Below are 9252 nucleotides of genomic sequence, written 5' to 3'. Positions count from 1 at the left end.
AGTGTGCCAAGCCGGTTGATGAGCAATATGAGCTGGGCCTCACATTCGGGGTTCGCGGTACACCGGCGATCTACACCACCGAAGGCAAGCAGCTGGGCGGCTATCTGACCCCGGAAGATATGCTCAAGCGACTGGACTGATTCGCCTGTATCCCCCGTATTACGGTGCTTTGCTGCCGTAAAGACGGTGCCGACACATTGACGACGCGGGGTTGCGCCGTTAATGTGTCGGCCTTCTTTTACTCCCACCCAAGGTGCTGTCGTGGAAACCGATTTCCAGCGAATCCGTCGTTTGCCGCCCTATGTCTTCAATATTGTTGGAGAGATGAAGGCGGCAGCGCGAGCACGGGGTGAGGATATTATCGATTTCAGCATGGGCAATCCGGATCAGCCCACGCCAAAACATATTGTCGATAAGCTGACAGAAACCGCCCAGCGGGGCGATACCCACCGCTACTCGCAGTCCCGGGGGATTCCGCGTTTGCGCAAGGCCATGACGGACTGGTATCAGCGCCGTTATGACGTGGACCTGGATCCGGAATCCGAGGCCATTGTCACCATTGGTTCCAAGGAAGGCCTGGCGCATCTGGCACTGGCCACCATGGGCCCCGGGGACACCGTGCTGGTGCCGAACCCCAGCTATCCGATTCACCCCTACGGGTTCGTGATTTCCAACGCGGATATCCGCCATGTGCCCATGGTGAAAGGGGTGGATTTCTTTGTGGAGCTGGAGCGGGCGATCAAGGAATCCTGGCCCAAGCCGAAAATGCTGGTGCTGAATTTCCCCGGTAACCCCACGGCCCAGTGCGTGGAGCTGGATTTCTTCGAGAAAGTGGTGGCCATTGCCCGAGAGCACCAGATCTGGGTGGTGCACGATATCGCCTACGCAGACATCGTGTTCGATGGCTACAAGGCCCCCTCCATTCTGCAGGTGGAAGGCGCCAAGGATGTGGCGGTGGAGTTCTTTTCCCTGTCAAAGAGCTACAACATGCCTGGGTGGCGGGTGGGCTTCTGCTGCGGCAATAAAGAGCTGATCCACGCCTTGGCACGGATCAAGTCGTATATGGATTACGGCACCTTTACCCCGATTCAGGTGGCGGCCATTGCCGCGCTGGAAGGGGACCAGAGTTGCGTTGCCGAAATCTGCGAAATGTATCGCCAGCGCCGGGATGTGCTGGTGGAAGGGCTGGGCGACATTGGCTGGCCGGTGGAAAAACCCCGTGCCACCATGTTCGTCTGGGCTGAAATCCCCGAACCCTATCGAGCCATGGGCTCGCTGGAGTTTTCCAAGAAGCTGCTCACCGAAGCGGGTGTAGCAGTGTCGCCGGGCATTGGTTTTGGCGACTATGGTGACGATCATGTGCGTTTTGCGCTGATCGAGAACGAACAACGTACCCGGCAGGCCATGCGCGGCATCAAGAAGATGTTCCGTCAGGATGGGCTGCTGGGCTAACAGGCTGCGCCTTGTGCGCCCCTGCATAAAGAGAGGAAATCACGTGAAGTCGGTGAAGGTGGGTATTGCTGGTCTGGGCACGGTGGGTTCTGGCACCGTGAATGTACTGAAGCGTAACGCGCGGGATATTGCTCGCCGCGTGGGCTGTCCGATTGAAATTACCCATATCGGTGCCCGCCGCGACAACGCGGCCTGTGATACCAGTGATATTCGTCTTTCCCGCGATATTTTTGCGGTGGCGACAGACCCGGATATCGATATTCTGGTAGAGCTGATTGGCGGCATTGATACCGCACGTGAGCTGGTACTTACCGCCATCAAGAACGGCAAGCACGTGGTCACCGCCAACAAGGCGTTGATCGCCGAGCACGGCAACGAAATCTTCCAGGCCGCCCAGGATAATGGCGTGGACGTGGCGTTCGAAGCCTCTGTGGCTGGCGGGATTCCCATCCTCAAGTCCCTGGGTGAAGGTCTGGCCGCGAACCATGTGAACTGGCTGGCGGGCATTATCAATGGCACCGGCAACTTCATCCTCACCGAAATGGAAGAGGGTGGCCGGGCCTTTGATGACGTGTTGGCAGAAGCGCAAGCGCTGGGTTACGCGGAAGCGGACCCCACCTTCGACGTGGAAGGTATTGATGCCGCCCACAAGCTGACCATTCTGGCCTCCATTGCGTTCGGTATTCCACTGCAGTTTTCCAAGGTCTACACCGAGGGGATCAGCCGGATTACCACCGAAGACGTGGCCAGCGCCGCGCATTTCGGATACCGCATCAAACACCTGGGGATCGCCAAGGACACCGGCAACGGCATCGAACTGCGTGTGCACCCGACCCTGATTCCCAAGGAAACCATGCTGTCTGCCGTCAATGGCGTGATGAACGCCATCATGATCGATGGCGACGCGGTGGGTCCCACCATGTTCTACGGCGCCGGCGCCGGTGCCGAGCCGACGGCTTCCGCTGTCGTGGCTGACATCATTGAGCTGGGCCGCGCACTGACCGTGGACCATGACGAGCGGGTACCGTATCTGGGCTTCCACACCGACCAGATGTCCGATGAGCCGATTCTGACCATCGATGACGTGTCCTGCAGCTTCTACCTGCGCCTGCATGTGCAGGACAAGACCGGCGTGCTGGCCGACGTGACCCGCATCCTCAGTGATAACAATGTCAGCATTGATGCACTGGTACAGCGTGAAGTGGACCAGGGCCTGGTGCCCATCGTGATGATGACCCACGTGGTGCGCGAAGGTGACATGAGCGCCGCACTTGCCAAGATCGGTGCCCTTGAGGCCGTAGATAGCGATATAATGCGTATCAGGGTAGAGACGCTGGACGCTTGACGCCCGATGCCGGACGTCGCTGTTTGAGCGTCCGGCTTCATGCATCTGGCTTCTGGCGCGCCGTTTAAAGTGACCACATTCAAGAACCGCAGAGCCTGGCTTAGAGGCTTTACACTAGCAGCAGAGACCAAAACCATGCCTTTTCGTGACCGTTACACCGGCCTGATCAACCGTTACCGTGACCACCTGCCGGTGAATGATGACACGCCGATCATCAGCCTGGGCGAGGGGAATACCCCGCTGATTCGCTTGAAGAATATCCCCAAGCTGTTGGGCAAGGACGTGGATATCTACGTCAAATACGAAGGCCTGAATCCCACCGGCTCGTTCAAGGACCGGGGCATGACCATGGCGGTGACCAAGGCCGTAGAAGAGGGCAGCAATGCCATCATCTGTGCCTCCACCGGTAACACGTCTGCGGCCGCTGCTGCCTATGCCGCTCGTGCGGGCATCACCGCGTTTGTACTGATTCCGGAAGGCAAAATTGCCATGGGTAAACTGGCCCAGGCAATGATGTACGGTGCGGTGATCATGCAGATCCGTGGCAACTTCGACCAGGGCATGGAACTGGTGAAACAGGTGGCCGAGAAGGCGCCAGTGACCATCGTGAACTCGGTTAACCCGTACCGTTTGCAGGGGCAGAAGTCTGCTGCCTTCGAAATCGTTGAAGAGCTGGGCCGCGCCCCGGATTATCACTGCCTGCCCGTGGGCAATGCCGGTAATATCACCGCGCACTGGATGGGTTACAGCGAATACCACAAGTCTGGCATCGTCAACGCGGCCCCGAAAATGGTGGGCTACCAGGCTGAAGGCGCGGCGCCGTTCATGCGTGGCGAGCGAGTGAGCGATCCGGAAACCGTGGCAACGGCTATTCGTATCGGTAACCCGCAGTCCTGGGACAAGGCGTGGCAACTGCAGGAAGAATCCAAAGGCTGGTTCGACCAGCTTAGCGATCATGAAATCCTGACGGCGCAGAAATTGTTGGCTGAGAAAGAAGGGATTTTCTGTGAGCCCGCCTCTGCGGCCTCCATCGGTGGCGCCATGCGTGACATCAAGGCCGGCAAGATTCCGGAAGGCTCTACCATTGTCTGCACCCTGACCGGTAACGGCCTGAAAGACCCGGATACCGCCATTGCCCAGTGCCAGGACAGCCGCATGGTCACCATCGATGCGGATCTGGATGCGGTGAAAGGCGCGATCCTGTCCAACATGTCCTGATTACCTCAGGCGTAATAAAAAACGGAGCCCTCGGCTCCGTTTTTTATGGGCATTTCTGCCGCTGGTGCCTGCAGGGATGCGCGGGGCAAAGGCAGGCATCGTCACGATGTGCTACCATGCGTGCTCTTTTGTGGCGAAAGGAACGACGACCCGGTGTCGAGATTACTGAAACCACCTACGTGTAACACCTCCTCTCTGGGCTGACTGCGCCCATGCCCCGGCTGGATTTTCCCCGGCCAACCCCTGACTGATGTCTTGTTCTCTGATGACCCGAGCTTTGTGCGTGCTGGTGCATAGCCACAGAGAGGTATTTGACATTGGTCGACCACTATTTAGTCTGTTTAAAGACGACAAAGAAGGGAGAGACTGATGAAAGCATCGTTATTGGCGACGCCAAACGCTACTGGGGCCCCGTACGGCTCCCTTGTCCAAGGGATTGCAGTGGATTCGTATCATTGACGATCTGATCAAGGCTGCGACCAAAAGGGTCGCTTCGCGTTCAGGTGATGTCTGGCTGTGAAGCTATAGAGGAACCCAACCCGGTTTCCTCGCATCGTCCGGACCGACTGGCTGAAAGGCAGAAACACTGCCCCTCAAAGCAAGACGGAATACGGAGCTTAAATGAAAATTAATTACGAGACCGACTATGACGTCGGCCAGGACAATGTGCAGTTCATGGGAATGGACATGCACAATCCTGTCTTCTTTATCAGTGCAGTACTGATTCTTACCTTTGTGATTGGCACGCTGATCCTCCCGGAACAGGCCAACGCCTGGCTGAATGGCTCCAAGGGCTGGGCCATTGAACACTTCGACTGGCTGTTTATGGTCAGTGGCAATTTCTTTGTACTGTTCTGCCTGCTGTTGGCGGTGCTGCCGCTGGGTAAAATTCGCCTGGGTGGACAGAGCGCCAAACCGGAATTCTCCACGCTTTCCTGGTTCGCCATGCTGTTTGCGGCGGGCATGGGGATTGGTCTCATGTTCTGGAGTGTGGCCGAGCCGGTGGCCTATCTGAATGGCCAGTGGTACGGCACGCCGCTGGCGGTGGAAGCCGGCTCGGAAGCGGCGCGGCATACGGCCATGGGGGCGACCATGTATCACTGGGGGCTGCACCCCTGGGCGATTTACGCCGTGGTGGCGTTGTCGTTGGCCTTCTTCACCTATAACAAGGGCATGCCCCTGACGATCCGCTCTGCGTTCTACCCGCTGCTGGGTGAACGGTGCTGGGGCTGGCCGGGTCACATCATAGATATTCTGGCGGTGCTGGCTACCATCTTCGGTCTGGCGACGTCGCTGGGTCTGGGCGCTCAGCAAGCTGCCGGCGGCCTGCATTTCCTGTTTGATACGCCCAATGCGATCAATGTGCAGGTTGGCATTATTGTCGGTGTTACCGCTGTCGCGGTGCTCTCGGTGGTGCGTGGTCTGGATGGTGGCGTGAAGGTGTTGAGTAACATCAATATGAGCCTGGCCGTCTTTTTGCTGCTGTTCGTTATTATCGCCGGGCCTACCATGCTAATCATCACCGGCTTTGGTACCACTGCGGTGGACTACATCAGTAATATCATTCCGCTGAGTACCTGGTTTGGCCGTGAAGACAGTGAGTGGATGCATGGCTGGACCGTGTTCTATTGGGCCTGGTGGATTTCCTGGTCGCCGTTTGTGGGGATGTTCATTGCCCGCATTTCCAAGGGGCGTACCGTGCGTGAATTCATTGTGGCGGTACTGCTGGTGCCCACGGTGATTACCATTATCTGGATGAGCACTTTTGGTGGCACAGGGCTGGAGCAATCCATCAACGGCGTGGGTGAACTGGCCAACGGGGTGAGTGATGCATCGCTGGCCATGTTCCAGATGCTGGCGCATCTGCCGTGGACCGGCATCATTTCCTTTATGGCGATTGCACTGGTACTGATCTTCTTCGTGACCTCGTCGGACTCCGGCTCTCTGGTGATCGACTCCATTACGGCGGGTGGCAAGGTGGATGCACCGGTGCCCCAGCGTATTTTCTGGGCGGTTATGGAAGGCCTGATTGCGGGTGTGCTGCTGTATGGCGGTGGCAAGGAAGCCCTGAAGGCCCTGCAATCAGGGGCTGTCACAACCGGGTTGCCGTTTACCATCGTGCTGTTGTTGATGTGCGTCAGCCTGTTTATTGCCCTGTCAGCGGAACGCAAGCGCCTTCAATTGGCTTGATCTGGCGTTGCTGATCTTTAAAAAATGCCCGCTGATGCGGGCATTTTTTTTGGCTACATGTTGGTATAACAGGAATGACTGACAGAGGAGGCAAGCATGTCTTTTCAGGTAACGGTCAACGGGTTTGAACAGGATGAGGTGGGGGATTGGGTCATGTTACTGTCTTGCGGCCACCGCCAGCACGTTCGTCACCAGCCGCCCTTTATTAACCGCCCCTGGGCGGTGAGTGAGGAGGGCCGCCGGCAGCACCTGGATATGGTGGTGACCTGCACCCAGTGTCAGCGGGGCATGCCGGTGCCGGAAAACACGCTAGGTGCTTGACGCCGGACGCATGATGCAAGGAAAACCAACAACGATGGGGTAGTTGATGCTTGTTGCCGTACTGCGATCATTATTGGCATCAGGCATCAGGCATCAGGCATCAGGCATCAGGCATCAGGCATCAGGCATCAGGTGTTCAGCGTAACTTGGTATGCCGATTAATGGTGTGCTGTAAGCCAAACAGGGCCGGCAGGTGGGGGCCGATTACGCCCTTGCCGGTGGTCAGCAGGGCGCCGCTCAGATCTCGCTGCGGATCCGCCCAGCAGTAAATGCTGATAAAGCCCAAATGCCCAAAGGATTTTGGGGCGCCGGGGCCGAACATGCCCATGCCCCGGTTGCCGAGCATAAAGCCGTTGGAGAAGTTCAGTGGCAGCATCAGCGTCCGGTCGAAGCGGGGGCGATGGTAGGCTGGCTCCAGGGCGCGGGCCACGGTGTCTGGCTGGAAGATCTGCTGGTCGCCATGGCGGCCGCCGTTAAGCAGCATCTGGAAAAAACGGCTGGCTTCTTCTGCGGTGGCATACAGGTTGCCTGCCGGTACGATAGTTTGCTGGAAACGCTCGTCGTTAGTGACTTCCACCACTTGATCGATACTGCCGCCCACTGCATAGCTGAGAAACAGGTCTACCAGTTTTAAGGGCAGCCCTGTGGACACATCCACGGCCCGTTCTGCGCCGGTCTGGCCAAAAGTGAAATACTTCATCCCCATGGGCTGGCGAATGACCCGGTCGAGGGTGGCGTTCAGGGATTCCCCGGTTATGGCTTCCACCACGGCGCCAAGAATGAAGCCGGCGGTTATCGCGTGGTAGGCCTGGGTATTGAATCCGCTGGGCTTGGCGGCGCAGAGGATGTCGATAATTTCCTGGGGCCGATAGAGAATGTCGGCTTCTACCGGTTCCTGGGGGCGGGGAATCCCGGCCTGATGGGTAAGCAGGTGGCGCAGGGTAGTGCGGCCCTTGCCGTTTTGTCCGTAAGCGGGCAGGTAGCGGGTCACCGGGTCGTCCAGATCAAGCTGACCCTGTTCCACCAGATGATGTACCAGCATGGCGCTGACCACCTTGGAGGCGGAGAACAGGCACACTGGGGTGTCCGGCGTCATGATGCGCTGGGTTGCCGGGTCGGCATAGCCGATGCTGCGGTTCAGCATGATCTCGCCGTGGCGGCGCAGGCACAGGCTGATCGCCGGGCTCATGCCGCTGCGATAGAGCTTGCGTGTGGCCCGCCAAATGGATTCAACTTGTTCAGAACCCATGCCGGTCTTGTCCAGCGGGGCTTCATCGCCGTGCTGAATCAGCTCGTCGAGGCTGCGGGGAATAGGGTTGCCGTGCTTGCTGATCAGGCGGCGTACACGCGGGCGAAGAGCCATAAATGTCTCGCAAAAAAATGGGGAGTGCAGGGCGCCGATAATAAAGGTCGACACCGTATTTATTGTGAAAGCACGCCATTGTCCATGATCAAGGGGGGACTGCAATGGCTGCCTGTGCCATCCGATTGGCGTCAAATCACAATAAAATGGCCCGTTGAAACGTAGCGACTGGGTTACAATGGGACGTAATGTTTACCCATCAGCCGCTGCCTACAATGATGGCAGCCCACAGCTATGACATCATCAACAATCAGAACAAGAGCACCTAACAGGAGGTCCCATGGAGACCATCAAGCAATCTGATTTCCAGAGCTTCGCGGAGTTTTACCCCTATTACCTCCAGGAGCATGGCAACCCCACCTGTCGCCGGCTGCACTTCTTCGGCACCCTGGGTCTGTTCGGCGTTCTGGCCGGCGTGTTCATGACCGGCAACCTTTGGGGGCTGCTGCTGTTACCGGTGGTGGGCTATGGCTTCGCCTGGGTGGGGCATTATGTTTTTGAAAAAAACCGCCCGGCTACTTTCAAGCACCCTTGGTACAGCCTTGCCGGTGACTTTGTCATGTTCAAGGACATCCTCATCGGGCGTATTGAGTGGTAACGAGAGACGCTACAGGCAACACGCTTCACGCAAGCACGCGGAGAGTGGAATGACGGCGGTTGGGATTTTTCGCCCGGGTGAATCACTCGCCAGGGATAGTGACCTGCCTGATCTGGATTGCCGGGAAAATATTGACGCCATGGTGCACGGGTTTTATCAGCGCCTGCTGAAGGATCCGGTGATGGCGCCGGTGTTTCTGCAGGTGGCGGGGATTGATCTGCAACAGCACCTGCCGATCATCTGCCAGTATTGGTACAAAATGCTGTTGGGCGAGCAGGACTATCAGCGCCATATGATGGAAAAGCATCGGGCGCTGGATGACAAGATTCCGCTCACCGGTGTGCATCATGAGCGCTGGCTCGGCCATTTTATGGCCAATCTTGACGGACGTTTTGCCGGGCCCAACACCGACCGGGCCAAACGCCTTGCAGCCCGGGTAATGGATAATCTTTACCGCCAGCTCAGTATGCGCCGTTAGTCTTGCGCCACTGGGCAGGAGTGTCGCCCGCTTCGCGCTGAAACAACCGAATAAAATAGCTGACATTCTCGTATCCCACCTGGTGGGCAATCTGCTGCACAGACAGTGCCCCACTGATCAACAGCTTCTTGGCACGATCTATTCTGACTTTCTGAAGGTACAGGTGAGGCGCAAGTCCGGTAGCAAGGGTAAAGCGTCGCTTCAGGTTCCGCTCGCTGAACCCGAACCGGGAGGCGAGCTGCTCCAGTGACAACGACGCCTGCGGGTTGCTTTCAAGCCACTCCTGC

The 9252-nt window shown here is 57.7% G+C and carries 10 protein-coding genes; 8 read left to right on the top strand and 2 right to left on the bottom strand.

All coding sequences use genetic code 11. The features are described 5' to 3' along the window. From A3754_RS28735 to A3754_RS12800, 6 genes are all read left to right on the top strand, one after another. On the top strand, nt 1-140 hold a 140-nt coding region (locus A3754_RS28735), incomplete at its 5' end, for a thioredoxin fold domain-containing protein (protein ID WP_156496975.1). A gap of 121 nt (nt 141-261) precedes the next feature. Further along, a complete protein-coding gene (gene alaC, locus A3754_RS12820; protein ID WP_082872352.1) occupies nt 262-1452 on the top strand; it encodes an alanine transaminase in 1191 nt (396 codons plus the stop codon). Nucleotides 1453-1495: 43 nt separating this feature from the next. Next, nucleotides 1496-2797, top strand: coding sequence for a homoserine dehydrogenase (locus tag A3754_RS12815; protein ID WP_063520005.1), 1302 nt, complete (start codon nt 1496-1498; stop codon nt 2795-2797). Between the two features lie 135 nt (nt 2798-2932). Further along, nucleotides 2933-4015 carry a threonine synthase gene (thrC, locus tag A3754_RS12810; RefSeq protein ID WP_063520004.1) on the top strand — a complete coding sequence of 361 codons (1083 nt, stop codon included), beginning with the start codon at nt 2933-2935 and terminating at the stop codon, nt 4013-4015. Nucleotides 4016-4636: 621 nt separating this feature from the next. Then, nucleotides 4637-6205 carry a BCCT family transporter gene (locus A3754_RS12805; protein WP_063520003.1) on the top strand — a complete coding sequence of 523 codons (1569 nt, stop codon included), beginning with the start codon at nt 4637-4639 and terminating at the stop codon, nt 6203-6205. Nucleotides 6206-6301: 96 nt separating this feature from the next. Then, a complete protein-coding gene (locus tag A3754_RS12800; protein WP_063520002.1) occupies nt 6302-6526 on the top strand; it encodes a DUF3565 domain-containing protein in 225 nt (74 codons plus the stop codon). Between the two features lie 136 nt (nt 6527-6662). On the opposite strand, the gene A3754_RS12795 is transcribed toward A3754_RS12800, so the two are convergent. Further along, a complete protein-coding gene (locus A3754_RS12795) occupies nt 6663-7889 on the bottom strand; it encodes a serine hydrolase (protein WP_063520001.1) in 1227 nt (408 codons plus the stop codon). 280 nt (nt 7890-8169) lie between these two features. On the opposite strand from A3754_RS12795, the gene A3754_RS12790 reads away from it, so the two are divergent. Beyond that, on the top strand, nt 8170-8487 hold the full coding sequence (locus A3754_RS12790) for a DUF962 domain-containing protein (protein ID WP_007150782.1): 318 nt from the start codon (nt 8170-8172) through the stop codon (nt 8485-8487). A 49-nt stretch (nt 8488-8536) separates the two neighbouring features. Beyond that, on the top strand, nt 8537-8965 hold the full coding sequence (locus tag A3754_RS12785; protein ID WP_063520000.1) for a group III truncated hemoglobin: 429 nt from the start codon (nt 8537-8539) through the stop codon (nt 8963-8965). Here the strand turns inward: A3754_RS12785 and A3754_RS12780 are convergent. Beyond that, on the bottom strand, nt 8949-9252 hold a 304-nt coding region (locus tag A3754_RS12780), incomplete at its 5' end, for a helix-turn-helix domain-containing protein (RefSeq protein WP_156496974.1). The two genes, A3754_RS12785 and A3754_RS12780, sit on opposite strands and share 17 nt — an antisense overlap.

It is taken from the genome of Alcanivorax sp. HI0083 (genome assembly GCF_001635175.1).
This window is presented reverse-complemented; position numbering and strand designations above follow the sequence as displayed.